The sequence below is a fragment of the Paenarthrobacter sp. NCHU4564 genome, assembly GCF_052156435.1.
GTDB lineage: Bacteria > Actinomycetota > Actinomycetes > Actinomycetales > Micrococcaceae > Arthrobacter.
The window spans coordinates 137,856-154,101 of the sequence record NZ_JBQLIS010000005.1; the positions used below are offsets into that span (position 1 = coordinate 137,856).

15 protein-coding genes and 1 pseudogene are annotated in these 16,246 nt (G+C 66.0%); 9 read left to right on the top strand and 7 right to left on the bottom strand.

Annotated elements, in window-relative coordinates; all coding sequences use genetic code 11:
- The 9 genes from ACSVIE_RS07410 to ACSVIE_RS07450 all read left to right on the top strand — a co-directional run bounded on the left by ACSVIE_RS07410 (position 1) and on the right by ACSVIE_RS07450 (position 8,412).
- Positions 1–2,022 carry a hypothetical protein gene (locus ACSVIE_RS07410; protein ID WP_442423466.1) on the top strand — a complete coding sequence of 674 codons (2,022 nt, stop codon included), beginning with the start codon at positions 1–3 and terminating at the stop codon, positions 2,020–2,022.
- A complete protein-coding gene (locus ACSVIE_RS07415; RefSeq protein WP_426006603.1) occupies positions 2,019–3,056 on the top strand; it encodes an alpha/beta hydrolase in 1,038 nt (345 codons plus the stop codon). Before ACSVIE_RS07410 ends, ACSVIE_RS07415 begins: the two co-directional genes overlap by 4 nt.
- The gene (locus tag ACSVIE_RS07420) at positions 3,053–4,024 is read left to right on the top strand and encodes an acetoacetate decarboxylase family protein (RefSeq protein WP_442423467.1); all 972 of its coding nucleotides are present in this window, start codon (positions 3,053–3,055) and stop codon (positions 4,022–4,024) included. The genes ACSVIE_RS07415 and ACSVIE_RS07420 overlap by 4 nt, the downstream gene beginning before the upstream one ends.
- Entirely contained in the window at positions 4,021–4,503 is a 483-nt protein-coding gene (locus tag ACSVIE_RS07425) for a hypothetical protein (protein WP_442423468.1), read from the top strand. Before ACSVIE_RS07420 ends, ACSVIE_RS07425 begins: the two co-directional genes overlap by 4 nt.
- A complete protein-coding gene (locus ACSVIE_RS07430; protein WP_426006599.1) occupies positions 4,500–4,961 on the top strand; it encodes a hypothetical protein in 462 nt (153 codons plus the stop codon). The genes ACSVIE_RS07425 and ACSVIE_RS07430 overlap by 4 nt, the downstream gene beginning before the upstream one ends.
- On the top strand, positions 4,958–6,304 hold the full coding sequence (locus tag ACSVIE_RS07435) for a patatin-like phospholipase family protein (RefSeq protein WP_426006598.1): 1,347 nt from the start codon (positions 4,958–4,960) through the stop codon (positions 6,302–6,304). The genes ACSVIE_RS07430 and ACSVIE_RS07435 overlap by 4 nt, the downstream gene beginning before the upstream one ends.
- 166 nt (positions 6,305–6,470) lie before the next feature.
- Positions 6,471–7,346, top strand: a complete 876-nt coding sequence (locus ACSVIE_RS07440; protein ID WP_426006597.1) for an FAD-dependent oxidoreductase — start codon at positions 6,471–6,473, stop codon at positions 7,344–7,346.
- A gap of 104 nt (positions 7,347–7,450) precedes the next feature.
- Positions 7,451–8,131: a deoxyribose-phosphate aldolase gene (gene deoC / locus ACSVIE_RS07445; protein ID WP_426006596.1), complete on the top strand. Its 681-nt coding sequence runs from the start codon at positions 7,451–7,453 to the stop codon at positions 8,129–8,131.
- A 53-nt stretch (positions 8,132–8,184) separates the two neighbouring features.
- Entirely contained in the window at positions 8,185–8,412 is a 228-nt protein-coding gene (locus ACSVIE_RS07450) for a hypothetical protein (protein WP_426006595.1), read from the top strand.
- 299 nt (positions 8,413–8,711) lie between these two features.
- Here the strand turns inward: ACSVIE_RS07450 and ACSVIE_RS07455 are convergent.
- The 7 genes and pseudogenes from ACSVIE_RS07455 to ACSVIE_RS07485 all read right to left on the bottom strand — a co-directional run.
- A pseudogene (locus tag ACSVIE_RS07455) lies at positions 8,712–9,278 on the bottom strand (PIG-L family deacetylase); the annotation flags it as partial.
- 1 nt (position 9,279) lies between these two features.
- Positions 9,280–10,374, bottom strand: a complete 1,095-nt coding sequence (locus ACSVIE_RS07460; protein WP_426006594.1) for a glycosyltransferase family 4 protein — start codon at positions 10,372–10,374, stop codon at positions 9,280–9,282.
- A gap of 4 nt (positions 10,375–10,378) precedes the next feature.
- The gene (locus ACSVIE_RS07465; RefSeq protein WP_426006593.1) at positions 10,379–11,671 is read right to left on the bottom strand and encodes a hypothetical protein; all 1,293 of its coding nucleotides are present in this window, start codon (positions 11,669–11,671) and stop codon (positions 10,379–10,381) included.
- The gene (locus tag ACSVIE_RS07470) at positions 11,668–13,110 is read right to left on the bottom strand and encodes a lipopolysaccharide biosynthesis protein (protein ID WP_426006592.1); all 1,443 of its coding nucleotides are present in this window, start codon (positions 13,108–13,110) and stop codon (positions 11,668–11,670) included. Before ACSVIE_RS07470 ends, ACSVIE_RS07465 begins: the two co-directional genes overlap by 4 nt.
- Entirely contained in the window at positions 13,100–14,530 is a 1,431-nt protein-coding gene (locus ACSVIE_RS07475) for a glycosyltransferase family 4 protein (RefSeq protein WP_426006591.1), read from the bottom strand. The genes ACSVIE_RS07470 and ACSVIE_RS07475 overlap by 11 nt, the downstream gene beginning before the upstream one ends.
- On the bottom strand, positions 14,527–15,324 hold the full coding sequence (locus ACSVIE_RS07480; RefSeq protein WP_426006590.1) for a glycosyltransferase: 798 nt from the start codon (positions 15,322–15,324) through the stop codon (positions 14,527–14,529). The genes ACSVIE_RS07475 and ACSVIE_RS07480 overlap by 4 nt, the downstream gene beginning before the upstream one ends.
- Before the next feature lie 113 nt (positions 15,325–15,437).
- Entirely contained in the window at positions 15,438–16,244 is an 807-nt protein-coding gene (locus ACSVIE_RS07485; RefSeq protein WP_426006589.1) for a metal-dependent hydrolase, read from the bottom strand.
- Positions 16,245–16,246 lie beyond the last annotated feature (2 nt).

Genomic DNA, 16,246 nt, shown 5'->3' on the forward strand with positions numbered 1-16,246 from the left:
ATGAAAAGCCGGGAGCTCACCCACCACCGTGCCGCACTCGGATTCACCCCACAGCCGGCGGTCCGCTGGCTCTCACCCGCATCGCTGGCAAGGACAGCCCTCAAAGTGGCGGCAGCTACGGTTTTCGCCGACTTCGGTGACAAACGCGAGCTGGAAGGAAGCTTTCCCGCCGACCACCTCAGCCTGCACACGCTCCCGACACCGGGCCAGCCCGCGCAGCCACCCGTCGGAAGCCGCGGCCTGCCCAACCCCCGCGAACTTCAAAGTCGCGGCAACAACCCGGACACCGGACCTGAAGAGCTCTGGCTCGACTTTGCGGCAGACCTGGGCGACGGCTTCGACGCCACCTACACCGTTGCGTGGCTCCTGGCCCAGGAAGCGCTCGCGGTCAACGGACGTGAACTGCCCAGGGGCCAGGTCCTGGTACTCGGCGGCGACGAGGTCTACCCGGTCGCTTCCCCCGCCGCCTACGAGAACCGGATGGCCGGGCCGTACAGGACAGCCTTCCCTGCCCGCCCGTTGCCGGGCCCGCAGAACGGCCCAAACCCGCCGGAAACCGCGCAGAGCGGACCCAACAACAAACCACCCATCATGCTGGCCCTGCCGGGGAACCATGACTGGTACGACGGCCTGACGTCCTTCATCCGCGTGTTTACCCGCCAGCGGGCCATTGGCAGCTGGCGGACGATCCAAACCCGAAGCTACTTCGCCGTGCGCCTCACGGGCCGGCCCCCAACACCCGATCTCCCCGGCACCCCGGGCTGGTGGCTCCTTGGCCTGGACAGCCAACTGGGCCAATACATCGACGAACCACAGCTGGACTACTTCTACCAAAACCTCACCCGGCAACTGCAGCCCGGGGACGCCATAATCCTCTGCGTCGCCGCTCCCTTCTGGGTTGACGCACCCGCCACGAGCCCGGACGCCGCCGGAGACCATCACAACGAATTCAGGCAAGTGCACTTCTTCGAACAGGACTACCTTCGGCGACGCTTCAACCCGGAGACCGGCCTGTTCGAACCCACCGGAGCGGAAGTCCGGCTCTGGCTGACCGGCGACCTGCACCACTACTCCCGGTACGCCGAAGACCTGACCGGAGGCCCCCAGCCCACGGCGACGCAGCTGATCACCTGCGGCCTGGGCGGCGCCTACCTCTCCGACGCCCGGGGACTACCAGGCCAGCTGGCCCTGCCGCCCCACGCAGCAAGCGCCCACCACTCCGCCGGACCGCAGACCAAAACGGCGCCAGGCAGCCGCCTGTTCACCAAGGCCCCCGCCGGCTACCCGCGACCGGAGGACTCCCACGTGCTGGGCGCCCGGCTCGCCAACCCCCTGTCGTCCTCGTGGCTTCCCCTCCGCAATCCAGGCTTCGGCGCCTCGCTCGGAGTCCTGCACGTCGTCGCCGCGCTCACCCTCTGGACAGTCCTCAGCGCCTTCCACGGCGCATCCTACGTGGACACGCTCCGGGACATGGCCCGCAGCACCACACTGCCGGGCCTCGCAGTCCTGGTCCTTGCCATCCCCCTCCTGCTGGCGCTGGTCTCCCTGGCAACCAGGGCCATGGGACAGGCCGCCGCCGGGGTCGTGGTCTTTGCCCGGGGCGCGCTTTACCAGCTCTGCGCGCTCGCGGTAAGTGCCGCCGTCGTGATCATCATCCCCTGGCACGGCACGTGGCCGGACGTCGTGGTCGTGGTCCTGGCGTTGGCACTGTTCCATGCCGGCGGGTGGACGCTGGGCAGCGAAGCCTTTGCCCTGTTCATCCTGGCAACGCCCAGCGGCGAAGTGGCGTCCTGGAGGATGTCCGGGCAGTCGATCGAGGACCACAAGGGCTTCCTCCGCCTCCACCTCGCCGCGGACGGCACGCTCACGGTCTACCCGCTGGTGGTGGACACCATCTGCCGTGACTGGCGGTTTGCCGACAACGACGACGACGGCGCGCGGCTGGTCCCGGAGGCCGGCCCGCCCGCCGTGGAACTGCTTGAAGAACCCATCACCATCGCACGGAAGGGAACCGCACCATGATCATCACCCGTGCCGAGCACCGGACCGAGGTCATCCCGTTCCGAGCCCGGGACAACACACCGCTGAGCCTGGTCCACGTCACGTCGCCGGCGGAGGCAAGCAAAGGACCGGTCCTCCTTGTCCATGGGTCCGGAGTCAGGGCCGAACTGTTCAGGCCCCCGGTCCGCACCACCGTGGTGGACGTCCTGCTGGAAGACGGGTGGGATGTCTGGATGCTGAACTGGCGGGCATCCATCGATCTTGAGCCGCTGTCCTGGACCCTCGCCGACGCTGCCGTATACGACCATCCCGCGGCCGTGGACCACGTACTCCAGGCCACCGGAGCCCGCAGCCTGAAAGCTGTCATCCATTGCCAGGGCTCCACGTCCTTCACCATGTCGGCGGTCGCTGGACTGCTGCCGCACGTTGACACCATCGTGTCCAACGCCGTCTCCCTCCACCCCGTGGTGCCGGCGTTCTCCCGGCTGAAGATCGACTACCTCACACCGGTCGTCAAAGCCTTCACTCCATACCTGTCCCCCGCCTGGGGCTACAAATCGCAGGGCTACTTCACCCGGGCGATCCGCGGGATGGTCAAGGCCACGCATCACGAATGCGACAACACGGTCTGCAAGATGGTCAGCTTCACCTACGGCAGCGGGCGTCCGGCCCTTTGGTCCCACGAAAACCTCAGCGACCAAACCCACCAATGGCTCAGCGGTGAATTTGCCGAAGTGCCGGTGACATTCTTCGAGGAAATGGGCCGCAGCATCCGCGCCGGCCACATGGTCGCGGCGGGGAACCACCCCGAACTGCCGGAGGACTTCACCGCGCAGGCGCCCCGCACGGACGCCAGGTTCGCCTTCATCGCGGGCCTGGACAACCGGTGCTTCCTCCCCGAAAGCCAACAACGCACCCATGCGTTCTTCCAGAAGCACCGGCCCGGGAAAGACACACTGCACCTCATTCCCGGCTACGGCCACCTGGACGTCTTCTTCGGCGACCAAGCATGGCAGGACACGTTCCCGGTGATCGTCAAGGAGTTGAACTCGTGAAAACACTCACCGAACTGGCCACCCCGCTGCTCAAACTCATGCCCTCCCCGGTCCCCCGGCGCCAGGAACGCCTGCGGGGCCACCATGCACTGGCGGACGGCATCAAATACACCATGCCCGTCAACTCCGACGACTCCCCTGTGCTCATGGCCGCCTTCCCGATCAACAAGAAAGCGGCCGCCGCAGCCCTGCCCGGTTCTGAACTGCGGCCGTTCAGCCTGGGTGGCAAAGGCCTGCTGGTGGTCACCGTGGTCAACTACAAGTCAACGGACATCGGCAAATACATCGAGTATTCGCTGGCCATCGCCATCACGCACGGCCACAGGCCTGCACCACCCATCCTCCCGCTCTTGTTCCAGAAGACCTTCCGCCTGGGACAGTTCGTGGTGGACCTCCCCGTCAGTTCGGAAATCTCCGTCAAGGGAGGAAAAGGAATCTGGGGCATGCCCAAGCACCAGGCCAACCTGGACTTCGTGGTCACAGACTCCACGGTTTCCGCGCAGTACGACAAGGACGGCCAACTGGGCTGCTACGTCGAAATCGAACGGCCCGCAGCACCGGGCCCAACAGGGCTGCCGCTCAAGCTCGCCGCTTCCAACTACTGCGTCTTCCGGAACATGCTCTGGAAATCGGACATCTACTTCGAAGCCACCGGTGACATCGCCTTGGGGCCGGCGGCCAAGGCCCGGCTCGTCCTCGGTGACGCCCCCGGCGTCGAACCACTCAAGAACCTGCAAGTGGAACCCAAACCGGTCTTCACCGCCTGGCTGCCGCAAGCCCACGGCGTCCTGGACGACCACTACGAGGCCTGGTTCCTCACCGCACCCACAGAAGCAGGCGCCGCAGGGCTCCGGGGAGGAGAGATGCTGGACAGCGTAGTGAACCTGGGGCAGGGCCAGGAATGGCTGGCCCCACCGGACCGGAGCCGCGTCACCGGCGCTGTCCACCCGGGAGGCGGTGCCCAATGAACTGGCTCCTCCTTGCCAATGCCCTCTACTTCCTGTTCGGCGCCACCATGTACGTGGGCACCATGTGGGTCCTGAAGCTCTTCCTCTACCCCACCTGGCACGGCCTGTCACGCGATAACGTCGACACCTACTTCGGGATTCCCACGCGCGCGGCTACCAGGTTCTTCACGGCGGTGGTCCCCCTCATGTTCATCTCCGGGGGCATCCTGGTCTGGTCCGAGTGGGGCACTCTTCGCCTGGTCCCGGCCATCATCTGCCTGGTGGGGATCGTGGTGCTGACGTGGGTGGGCCAAGGCCTCATAATCCCCATCAATGTCCGGATCCGGGGTGGCGACTTTGCCGACGACACGGAACTGCGGTCCCTCCTCAAACGCTGGATGCTGCTGAACGACATCAGGTTCTACGTTTCCACGCTCACCTGGGCAGCAATCGTGTGGCTCCTGGTGGACCGCGGCAAGCTGTGGGAGACGTTCGCATGACCGCCCACCAGCCCGCCTACCCTGCGCGGCAGGGCAGCGTTCGCGCCTGGACCCGGGCCGACCCCCTGCGGGCCGTCCTTGCTGCGATCGCGGTCATCACCATCCTCACCGGAGCCTCCCAGATCCCCTTTGGTTCCACCATCCTGCGGCTCATCGGAGGCGACCCGACTCCGGGTGCGGTCCAGCTCTTCGGGACGGTGGGCATGTTCATGGTGGTGGTGGGCGGCCTGCTCCTCCACACGCTGCTGGCCGCCCGGCCATCCCCCGAAGTCGTCCTGTGGTCGGGCGTCCAGAAAGCAGGCGCCTTTGGCGCCGTCGGCATCGGGGTCCTGAACGGCGTGTTCTCTCCACTGGCCCTCCTGGTCGCGTTCTTCGACCTCGCGACGGCGGCGCTCCTCTTCGCATACTGGCTTCGCATCAAGCCCGGCAGCCAGCGGCCTCAAAGCCTGGCCCCATGAAACGCTCCCTGGTGCTGGCCGGCGGCGGGATGAGGGTGGCCTGGCAAGCCGGGGTCATGAAGGCACTCGATGAGGAAAACCTGGCGTTCCACCATGTTGACGGCACATCCGGCGGCATCCTGACGGCGGGAATGCTGCTCTCAGGTATCGGACCTGCCGACATGTGCAGCCGGTGGTCAGCGGTGGACGTGAAGGATTTCGGCTCCGCCCTCCCACTGGGCAACTACCTCAAAGGGCCGTGGTCCCTCCCTGCCCTGGGAGATGCTGACGGCATCCTGCAGAAGGTCTTCCCTGCCCTGGGGATCAACGACGCAACCATCCGCAGCCGGGCGACGGAACCGGGCGCCGTCGAAGGTTCCTTCAACGTCGTGGAATTCACCGAAAAGCGGTGCCACGCGATCGACGCCACCCGGATCGACGCCGGGTTGATGGCCGCCGGGATGTCGCTGCCCATCTTCCTGGCCCCGCTGGAGCGTGACGGACGCGTGTGGACCGATGCCGTATGGATGCGCGATGCCAACGTCCAGGAGGCGCTGCGGCGGGGCGCCGACGAAGTCTGGCTCATCTGGTGCATCGGAAACTCGCCGTACTGGGGCGACGGTCCGTTGGAGCAGTACGTGCACATGATCGAAATGAGCGCCATGGGTGCCCTGCTGGCGGACTTCGAAGCCGCTGCCGCTGCCGGCCGCGACTTCATCCTGCACGTGATCCGGCCGCAGCACCCGTTGCCGCTGGACCCTGAGTTCTACCTGGGCAGGATCAATGCCGACACCCTCGTAGCCATGGGATACCGCGACGCCCGGCAATACCTCGACACCATGGACCCCGATGGCGTTGCCAAGGACCACACCTGCACCGCCATGACCGACCCCGCTCCGGGGGTCCGCTTCACCGACACCCTGCGGGGCGATGTCGGCGGCCAGCCGCTCACTTTCAGCGCCACAATCATCCTGCCCTCGTCACCTGACGGCGGAAACCCGCAGCTCACCGGTTACCTGGACCACCCCCGGTTCAACGGACGGACCTTCCTGGCGGGCGGACATGTGGAAACGGACGGCAATGACATCACCTACCGTGCACGGACCAGGTTCGACGGCGGGTGGCAGGACGTCGCCGTGACGCGCACCCTGCACGACGACCCCGGTCCGGACGCCTGGATGGACTCGCGCCGGGCCCGGCTGAAGGTCGGGGATGCCACTGCTGAACTGACAATGTCCCTGGCGGATGCTGCAGGCCTGTTGGGCTCCGTGGAGCCGGTGGGCGCCCACGGCCTCGCAGACCGGGCGGGCGCCGTGGCGGGGTTCGCCGCGAACGGGCTGCGGGAGCTGCTGCGGAGGTACTGACAAGGGCTGTCCTGCAGCGGATGTGACGCACGTTATTACCGGCCGGTAAACGGCACGCTACGGAACAACGAAAGATGGCAACAGCCGGGAAACACCAGCGAAAAAAGGGCACTCTACGCTGAAAACCAACAGCACCAAACAGGTCTTACCAGCGAAAGGACCCACCATGTCCGCCACCTCCTCCGCAGCTTCCCTCCACATCGTCATCGCAGGGGCGGGCCCCGCAGCCCAGGCCCTCGTGCGGCGCCTCGCCGGTCAGTCCATCCCCCGCCAGCAACCTTTCAACGGCACCGTCACTGTCCTCAGCAACCGTGACGACTGCCCGGAGGAGTTACTGGAACTCGCAGAGCTGCCGCAGGTATCCGTCCGGTTCGGCCAGGCTGCCAGCTTCATCGACGCCGACGCCAGGAGGGTCACCACCGTGGACGGCATGGAGTTCGCCTACGACCAGCTGGTCATCGCCACTGGTTCCGCCCCGGCCCTGCCACCGGTCACGGGAGCCTACTGCGGCCTGAACTACTCCACCATCGACGACGCCGGAGCGATCGGCGAGGCGGTCAAGGACGTCACCCGGATCGTCGGTCGCCGTCCCCTCGGCATCCTGGTGGGCACCGGGCCGGCAGCCGGACAGGCCGAAGCCGTGCTTCGCGCCCGCGGTGTCCGTCCCGTACGCACCACGCTGCGCCCGGCCGCCGTCGTTCCCTCCATGGCAGGTTCCCCGCTGCCGGCTACAGGCATACTCTTCGAGGACGGCAGCAGCATGAACGGTGACCTGGTGGTCCTGGCCGAAGAACGCACGGCCCGCAGCGAGTTGGCCGCCAGCGCCGGTCTCCGCACAGCCCCCGACGGCGGCATTGCGGTGGGACGCGACCTCGCCACCTCGGTACCCGGCATCTGGGCGATCGGGGACGCCGCCTCCTGCGACGGCCTTCGGCTCGGGCTCCTCCTCACGGCAGAATCCTCAGCTTCGCTCTGCGCGTCCGGACTCCTGGGTCGCCGGGACTCCCTGGGCAGCAGGGAACCAGCCGGCGCGGCCGCCTGAGCAGGGCCGATGCCGGGTCCGGCCCATATGGCAAGATGGTCCTTTGACGGGCAGTGACAACCCTGCGGCCACCGGGCCGGCCACGCCCGGCACGGAAGGATTCCATGAGCAACCAAGCCGGCATCGCCTCCTACATCGACCACACCCTGCTGAAGCCCGAGGCCAGCGAAGCTGAAATCCTGAAGGTGTGCGCCGAGGCCGTCGAGTACAAATTCAAGTCCGTCTGCGTCAACCCCATCTGGGTCAAGACCGTCGCCAAGGCCCTCAAGGGATCCGGCGTCCTGACCTGCGCGGTGGTGGGTTTCCCGCTCGGCGCGACACCCACGGACGTCAAGGCGTTCGAGGCACGCGGCGCAGTCCTGGACGGCGCCAATGAGATCGACATGGTGGTCAACATGGCTTCCGCCCGCGAAAACGACAAGGGCGCGCTGGTGGAAGACATTGCTGCCGTCGCAGAAACCGTGCACGCCGGCGAGGCCATCCTGAAGGTCATCATCGAGACGTCCATGCTGACGGACGAACAAAAGGTGACCGCCTGCCAGGCCGCCGTCGAGGCCGGGGCAGACTTCGTCAAAACCTCTACGGGATTCAACGGTGGCGGAGCAACGGTGGAAGACGTTGCCCTGATGCGCAGCACTGTTGGCCCCGGGGTTGGCGTGAAGGCCTCGGGCGGCGTACGGTCCCTGGCCGATGCACAGGCTATGATTGCTGCAGGTGCAACACGTATCGGCGCCAGTTCCGGCATTGCCATCGTCAAAGGTGAACAGGGTTCATCCGCGTACTGAGGCCACCGGTGACCGCCACAGATTTTGAGCCCTTCAGGGCTGAGGAGGAACGAATGTCCAAGAACGCTACCAGCGCCCCGATTGAAAAAGAGAACAGCCTCGGCACCAGCCTGGTCCTGTTCGCCGTGATCATCGTCTGCTTCCTTGGCGCCATCTACTCGCTGTCCTTCCTCACCCTGGACAACGTCTGGCCTATGGCTGTCTGCCTCGGCTTGTTCGCTTTGGCGTTCTGGATCCCCCAGACCATCCTCGGCCGTTCGGATTCGGCCGGCGAAAGCTGAGTTTCCTGATACAAGATGCGGTCCGGGCCCAAAGCCCGGGCCGTCTTGTGTTTAAGGCTCCGGCTGAGATGCCCTGACACGTAGTATGTTTCCGGTTTGACCGGGATTACGCCGTCGGGAAAGAGGGCCCCGACCTGGGTGCCGTAGTGCCGGATCCATCCCGGCTTGAACTCGATCCCTTCTTCCCATGTCCACGGCTCCAACCCTCCCAGGAGCGCCGGGTCCGGGTGCGACAGGAGGTCGTAGGGAAAATCGGAATACAAGACCATCTTGTCGCGGTGCCCGGCACCGGCTTCCCGCGTCATCAGGTGGTCCACGTGGTTGCCGACACCGGCCGGACAGAACAGAAGCTCCGCTCCCGACACGGCCATGAGGTCGTCGACGGCGGCCCGGAGGTCCTGCTGCAGACTCCGGTCCCCTTTGGCGATCCGGCCGAGGGCGATATCGAAACGGTAGGTGGGATAGAGGTGCGTCAGCTCCGGCGCGAAGCGTTCTGCTGCCATGGTGGTGATCGCGGGGAGCAGGCTCCAGCCGGGGGTCCGCCGCCTGAACAGCGCATCCACCGCACCCAAATGGATGGACTGCGCCCCCAGTGCGGATAAAACCGCATGATCCTCGGCCCGGCGGTCCTCGAACAGCCGCCCCGCGTCATGGGCACCGCACTGCCGCATGAAGGACAGCGCGGCCCGGGTGTGGGGCGGAGGCGATGCCTCCGTGAAGACCGTGGCCACAACGATGTCGCGCTTCCCCGCCTGGGCTGCCATGAGCGCCGCACAGGACAGCACGGCGTCGTCCAGGTGGGGTGAGAGGAAAAGCCACGGGGCGCCCTGCTCCTCCCGGCGTTCAACGGGAAAGCCGAATGTCATGTCATGCCGCCGTCGCGCTGCGGTAGGCGCGGGCCTGCAACTCTGCCAGAGAGTCCCAATCGAACCGCCGGGCAAACTCCCGGCATGCCCCGGCCAGGTCCTCCGTTCCCGCCTGCGGATACCTCAGGACCAGTTCGTCGGCGAGCGCTGCGGCGTGGAAAGGCGGAACCAGCCAGCCCGTTCCCTCCGGAACGATCTCCCGGAGGCAAGGAATCCTGAAGGCAACCACGGGCGTTCCCACGGCGAGCGCCTCAAGGGCCACCAGGCCGAAGGTTTCCTGCCTGGACGGAACAACCACCAACCGGGCGTTGGCCATGGCCCGGAACTTCGGTTCGCCGGACAGCCACCCCATCAGCCGCACCCGACCGGATAGTCCGGCCTTCATGATTGCCCCACGCAGCTTCTCCTCATCCGGGCCGGTCCCGGCGATCAGCAGGTTACCGTCCATGCGGTCGATGCACTGCCGCCACGCCTCGATCAGCAGGTCAAGGCCTTTGGCCCCGAATTCCAGGCGGCCGATGTACAGGACATCGCGACCGGGTCGTGGGTCCTGCTTCCAGGCTTCAGGGTCAACGCCGTTGCCGATCACCTCTGTGTGCAGCGCCGGATTCATGGCAGCGAGCCGGTCTGCGATGCCTTGGGACACGGCGATAGCCCGCCGATGCCGGCGTACCCCCATCAGTTCCAACCAGTGGAGGGGCAGTTTGTACTGCCTGGCTTTGTCCCGGGCGTGGAGCCACTGGACCATGGCAAGGGTTGGCCTGCCGGTCCAGGCCGGAGCCGCCATGGTGGAGAACGGTGCGAAGAAGTCCTCCACCACCAGGTCCATGCCGTCCCTGCGTTGACGGGATTCGACGGGGAGGCGAAGGATGTAGGAAAGCAGCCTCGTGAGCCGGTTCCTCCCCTGGCCGAAGCCAATCGGCACATAGTGCACCCCGTCCTGTGTCCGTTCCGCCCACCCCGGGTACCGCGTGGTCAGCACGGTGATGGAGAATCCTTGGGTGGCGAGCCGCCGGTTGATCTCGTGCGTCCTGACCGAACCGCCGCCTGCCCCAGGCATGGCGGGGTCTTCAAAGCCCAGATGCAGTATTCTCATGCTCCTACCGTTCTGTTCCGGAGTCCTTGGACGGGGACCCAACGTTGGTGGCAGCGGCTTCCTTCAAATCCTGCCCGTCCACCCACCACAACGTTGTCCGGCCGTTGGTGGGTCCGGAAGCGCTGAAGACGGCCACAGCATGTTCCTCAAGCCATGCCAGCATGGTGGGGTTGGCATAGCCATATCCCTGCAGTGTGGGTGCTGATTGGGTGAGGATGTAGCTGGCGCCGTGTGCCTGCATCAGGGCCGCGGATGGCCAGACGCCGAACCGTGGATCGTGCTCGAAGATGTGCTTGCCGGTGCTGTTGGTGACGCTGACGCGGGCATCGGCGGGCAGATGGGTCCGGACCCATTCCCTGGCCTGGACAAAGCCGCTGTCCACGGTGGCGACGGTCCTGGTTCCCAGCAGGATGGTCATGGCGACGAAGCAGGCTGCAATGGCGGTCAAGACCCTTCGTCCCCGAGTGAACCGGTGCCGCAGCTCCGTCACCGCCAATACCGCGCAGATGACGCCGGCAACCATGACACCGTAACCGTACTGCTCTTCGAAGGTGCCGAAGAGGGCACTGTAGGCTCCCGCAGTGCCCAGCCCCAGTCCCACGAGGCCAAGCAGCCGGCACGGCGCGCTGAGGCTGAAACACAGCAGGAGTCCCGCGATCGGACACAGCGCCAGCAGGACATAACTGGTTCCGAAGGTGGCGCTTTGCTCTACCAGCCTGTCGACGATGCTGGGCGAACCTTCCGCGGTGAAGCCCGTGCTCTTCTCCACCCCACTCACCCTCAACAGTCCTTGGCTCTTGGCCTCCCACCACGAGGGAAGGAATCCGTTGAGGGCCACCACCATCAGGTAGGCCGTGTAGGGCACTGCAGAGGAAGCCAGAACCACACCGGCCTGACGCCAGGGCAGGGTGCGTTTCCAGACCGCAGCCAGCACCAGCGGGGCGGCAGTACAGATGATGAAGAAGTCCTTGCACAGAATGCCATAGCCCGAGATCACCGCCGCCTCAAGCAGGAAGTACCCCGGCGGATGCAGGAAGAACGGCCCGTCCGGCAGGGTGGGAAAGTGGCCGGCGCTGACTGACTGCCCCAACTGGACGTAGAGGAGCTCATCGACCCACACCTCGAAGGCACGTTCCAACCCCACAGCGCGGACGCACAACGCCCCGGCACCCACTGCGAAAGCACCAAAGATCCGGCTGCTCACCAGGCGCAGAACCATGCTTCCGGGTTGCCGGCCGATGCTTGAGACCCAGGCCAGGGACTGCCGGTGCAGCGACCTCCGTCCCGTTGCCGTCATGGCCGTCCTCCGGCATGCCGTTGATGTGCTGCCGCCGACGCGGGTCGCGGTGCCCCCTGCCCGCGCTGCCGGATCAGTGCTGCTGCACCCACGGCGGCAGCCAGAATGAGCCAAACAACCGGATGCAGCCAGGCTGCCGCTGCCAAAGCAGCAACCACTGCGACGGCGAGGCACAGGGGCCTGGCCCGGTTTCTTTTCCCGGATCTGCCGTTCATCACGGGCCGGGCCATTGCGGCGAGCACCAGGGCTGCAGCCACGGAACCCAGAGCCGAACCGATCGTCAGCCCGGCCACTCCCTGCAACTGCCAGCCGCCCCATAGCGCAGCCAGGATCAGCGCCGTGGCAAACACAAGACCCAACTGGCAACGCCGGTAAGCTCCCAGGGCCAGCAGAATCGTGGACAACACCATGATGACGGCGTAGCCAAGACCGGCGGCAGCCAACCACGGCAGCGAAGCGAGCGAGCCATGGTATTTCGCCGGGATGATGATTCCCGCCACGGTGTGAGGTGCCGTGGCAATGATGGAAAAGGCCACGACTGCCAGCTCGCCGAATGACGTAAACGCATCCGTCAGGACCTGCCGGATGTCCGCGCCAGGGGTGCGAAGCAGCGGAAAGGCCACCAGGGCCGTCCCTGCTGCAACGTACACCGGCCCCTTGGCAATGGTGGCCAGGGCCTGGAAACCGGCAGCGGGCACCGAGCCACCGTCAAGGAAACCGACCACCACCACGTCCAGGCCCACCAGCACGGAAACAACGCACAAGACCGACGCGATGTCGCCCGTTTCGGCCCATCTCCCCCTCTCCCGCAACACGCTGGGCCGCCACTGCAGGTCGCGGTAGAAGGACGCTGGAACTACCAGCGGCACCACGGAGCCCACGGCGAATCCAAGCACCGCTCCCCCTGCGCCCCAGGCAAGGGCCACCACCAGGAGGCTGAACAGGAACCGGGCCAGGACTTCTCCGACATTGGTCACGGCGTACCAGGAAAATCGAAGTTCACCCTGCAGCCACCCGGCTGGTGCGGTGACCGCGAAGATCGCCATCGACCCCAGCGCCACCGCCCCTGCCAGAGAAGGAGAACCCAGGGCCAGGGTGATCGTCCCGGTCACCAATGCAGCAGCAACACCGGCAAGGCCGGATACAAAAACCGAGAAAGCCATACCGTCCCTGCGTTCCAGCGAACCTGCGGGGTGGACGGCCACCACGTGCGACAACGGCAACGGCACCAGCGCGGATGCCACAATCCCCACCATGCCCAGCATCATGGCGGCGGCGGCGAACCTGGTGTAGTCAGCCGTACTGAGCATGGTGGCCATCAACAGGGTGCATGCGTAGCTGAGCACGCCGACTACACCTGCCGATACAGCCAGCACTCCGCTGCTGCGGGCAATTTTTGCGGCGGGCGGCGCGCCACCGGTCCTTCCCTCAGTGCCCATCAGCCGAATCTGCCAAGGTGGAAGCGTCCCGCGGCCCCGCCACGAGTACATTGCGCCCGGCCGCCCTGAGTTCCGGAGCCGTAACACCGATCCGCTGCAGCACGGCAAAGGCTTCGAACTCATCCCTCCCTTTCAACAGGACGGTGACCTCACCCGCTCCGTTGTCCCTGACTTCGTCGGTGGGCCCTAGGATGGTGCGGAGATCCACCCCATCGGGCATCCGGAACCGGGCCAGCGTTGACATGTCGGAGGCGGGGCGGAGGCCGGGAGAGCGTTGGCGGAGTACTTCCTCCATCACGACACCGGCCAGCAGGGCCGAACTCCGGTCCCAGGTAAAGCACTGCGCCCAGTCGCGGCATTGTGCAGTGATGGTGCGGGCCGCGGATGGGTCTGCCATGGTGTCCAACGCCACCAGCAAGGCGGCACCGAACTCCTTCGGTGTGTCAACGAGCCATCCGGTCCGGCCGTCGACCACCGAGTCCCTGATGCCCGGAACCCTCAGCGCAAGGCAGGGAACGCCCCACGCGGCGGCTTCAATGACAGAGCAGCCCCATCCCTCCGAGGCGGACGTGGAGGCGGTCAGCCATGCCCTGCCAAGCAGGCGGTCCCGTTCCTGGTTGGGCAGATAGCCATGGAAAGTCACCATGTGGTCCAGGCCAAGGTCGGTCGCCAGCTGCTGCAATCGCGGCCGTTCCGGTCCGTCGCCCACAATGTCCAGCTTCAAGGTGTGGATGTCCCGGGCTGCCGCGGCCACCTGCCCCAAAAGCAGTTCCAGCCGCTTATGCGGCACCAACCTGCTGACTACGGCAATAGTGGGGTCGGCAGCCTTGTCACCTGCCACCGTGGGCAGGTCGATGCTGCCGTTCGGCACCACGTGGATAGGCCCGGAAAAGCCGAGCTTGCGCAGTTCCATCCTGGTGGACGGGGACACGGCCGCAATGGCCCTCTGGCCGTAGGCAGCCTTCGCTCCCGTGCTTTCCAGGAAGCGTCCCAGTGCGGCCAGCGGCGGGGAGAACCTGGTGCTGAACTGTTCCTGGTGCACATGGTGCACCACCTGGACGATCGGCGGACCGCCCTGGACAAACAGGGGCGAAAAGAAGGGGATTCCATTCTGGCAATCCACGATTGCGTCAAAGTGGCCGCGGGTGCGCAACAGCCGCAACGCGGCGTAGGCGTAGACGGCCAGTGTGCCGCCGGAGCGCAGGATACGGATGCCGTCAATGGTGTCTTCGGCGGATTGGCCGTGGTCGCGTCCGGTGTACCACGTGACCCGTGCACCGGCCTCGACCCATCGGCGCGAGATCTGGTGCATGTACTGTTCTGCGCCACCTGCTTGTGAGTGCCTGATGTCCCGCCAGTTGAGTACCAGCACACTCTTGCCGGCGAGGTCGGCATTACGTGCCACCGGCATCGGACTCATGGCTTGGGCTTCTGGAGTTGAAGAACGGAAGCGAAGCTCGCAAGTCCGTCCTGGACAGGCCGGAACGTGGATGCTTCCCCGTCCGTCCAAGCCACGGGCAACTCGATGATGCGGGCGCCCTGGTGCTGCAACCGGAGCAGGAGTTCGACGTCGAAGGCAAAGCCCGTGGCACGGCATTGGACCATTGCGGCCGTCAAGGCGTCGCGCTCAAAGAACTTGAACCCGCACTGCGTGTCAAAGATGCCTTTGACCTTTGACCTGGTCAGTACCCGGAATGCTTTGCCACCCAGCCGACGTCCAAACTGCTGGCGCCGGATCAGCCGGGAACCGGGGGCGTGCCGCGAACCGATCACGGCCGGCGCGCCAAGCTCGAGGTGGGACATGACTTCTGTCAGGGTTTCCAGGGGCGTAGCCAGGTCCGCATCGAAGAAACCCGTGTACTTGGACGTGCCGCTCAGCAGGCCGCGGCGGACGGCAGCCCCTTTGCCGCGCCGTGAACATCCGATAACCGAAACCGGGACCTTGTCCCCCGCCTCCCGCGAGAGACGCCGGACCAGCGCGCCGGTCTCATCCACGCTGGCGTTGTCCACCACCACGATGCGTGAAGACCACGGTTGCTGTGCCAGGAAGTCGACGGCACGCTGGAGCGTGAACTGGATCCGCGAAGCCTCGTTGTAGGCGGGAATCACCACCTCGAGGTCCACACGCGAGCGCCGCAGCGACATCGTGGCGTGGCGGGTATGGGGACTTTCCACAATAGCGGCGTGCGTGCTGCGCGCATGCAGCGGTACCATCTGATCCTCCATCATCCCGAACCCACTTGGCTGTTGGGCTGGTGCCCTCCGCTAGGGAGTGGAGACAGGAGGCATTACATGACGCCATTGATGAAGGCTCAAGCGATTGGTGCTCAGCCGTTGGAGAAGGCCATCAGCGCGGCCAGGACGCCGGGCCAGTGTTGCTCAGCCAAAGCCCACGCGGACGTCGCCATGCCTACCATGGCGTAGCCACTCACGGGAATAAGGACCAGCCACTCCCGCCGGGACCCCGCACGGCCCAGCAGCGGAATCGAGAACGCCCCGTTGGCCCGCCAGATGCCGCTCACCAGCGACTTCCTGAGGAACTTGGGTGGCTTGATGACGATCGGCCACAGCAGGGGCACTCCGCCCACCGTGATCATGTCCCCCACGATGTGGACAACGACGCCGGTCAGCATGGACAGCGGCAGCCACCCCCACTGGCCGGGCGCGAACCAGGTCACCAGACCGGCCATGGCCAGCGCGAACAGCCAGTTGGTGATCCACCCCGATTTGGGAAACAGGTTCAGGGCCTTGGCAGCCAGGTTGATCATGAACATGCACAGCAGTCCGGCGCCCACGGAGAGCTTGCCCACGGGGGTAACCACCTGGAACTGGGCCGCCATGGCCGCCAGCACCACGAACGCCGAGGCACCCAGCAGCGAGTGCGTCCCCTGCCGGTGCCCGCCGCTGGCCTTCTCGATGCCCACCGCGATGACATTGGACAGTGGCGGCAACGAGTTGGCGATCGTGCTGTGCCGGTGGTCCCAGTCGCACACGAGCGCGGTGCCCGCCGTCGCCATGGCTCCAATCAGGATGCCGGTGGAATCCAGCGGATACCAGCCCAGGGCATAGGGGCCGGTCGAGGCAATGGCGATCCACGCCGCGGCTCCCGACGCGGCGTGGTGTCCTCCCATCATTG